The sequence below is a fragment of the Candidatus Cloacimonadaceae bacterium genome, assembly GCA_030693415.1.
GTDB lineage: Bacteria > Cloacimonadota > Cloacimonadia > Cloacimonadales > Cloacimonadaceae > JAUYAR01.
Genome location: JAUYAR010000003.1, coordinates 1 through 1,039, shown reverse-complemented (window position 1 = coordinate 1,039; position 1,039 = coordinate 1). Strand labels below are relative to the sequence as shown.

Below are 1,039 nucleotides of genomic sequence, written 5' to 3'. Positions count from 1 at the left end.
TTCTGAAATGGTTTGCTGTTGAACTCAGATAGCTTTATCTTGATCGCCTGGTTGAGTTCTTGCAGTGTAAAGAAAGTCTGGTTCCTCAGCGATGCCAGTATCCAGGTTGAGATCACTCCTACGGTACCCTCAGCACTTGCTTTATCCTTGGGGTGACGGACTCTGGCGGGAATAACTACTGTATCATAGTAGGTTGCCATCTCGTTATATGTCCGGTTGATCACACTGCTAAGCCAAGAGACCCGATCCACTCCTGTGTTGAGGTTGTCGGGAACAAGTATCTTTGCTGCTCCGCCGAAGTACTCAAAGCAGTTGATGTGTGCCTGAATCCAGCTTTCCATATTCATGTTCAGGAAGGTCTCAACATACGAATAACCGCTGTACGGCAGGGCTGCCACAAAAACATAAGCCCTGATCGGCTCTCCAGTGATGTTGTTTTGGATTACAGCATGCTGACCAGCCCAGTCCACTTCCTGTTTTTCACCGGGCTTGTGGTGCATGCGCATCGTTGCCTTTGTCTTCAGTGTGTAATCGTTGTAGTATTTGCAAAACTGAGTGTACTGATACGGAATCGTTTGACTAAGTCTGCACCCTTCAGAATACTCATACCATAACAGAGATAGCGTAACACCGCTTTTCCCAAGTTCCTTGTGGATATGATCATAATCAGGCATTTTCCGCCTGCTTTCCGTTTCCTCTGCAGGAAACAGCTTCTCTTCGAGTTCTTGGTCACTGACTGCATCTGGCAGTGGCCATTCTATGCCAAGCGCCTTGGCAGCCTGTAGAACCTCGGACACAGTATTGCGGGAACAGGATAAACTCGCAGCGATGCCGCGTCCGCTAATGCCCTGCTTGTGTAAGCGCAGGATATCTCGATATTGGGTCATTGGGGTGACCTCCATGGATGTATTTACACCGATTGGTGTATAAATCCATGATCAGATATCGGGGCTAATTGGCAAGGTGGCTCTGATCAGCGAATTGAGTGGCTCTATTTTCCGAGAGCCTGGCTCTCAAATTGCGAACAAGTGGCTCTATC

1 protein-coding gene is annotated in these 1,039 nt (G+C 48.2%); it reads right to left on the bottom strand.

Translation table 11 applies throughout. From position 1 onward, the window contains the following. Window positions 1-887, bottom strand: an 887-nt coding sequence (istA, locus tag Q8M98_00105; protein MDP3113153.1) for an IS21 family transposase, incomplete at its 3' end; no start/stop codon positions are given. Window positions 888-1,039 lie beyond the last annotated feature (152 nt).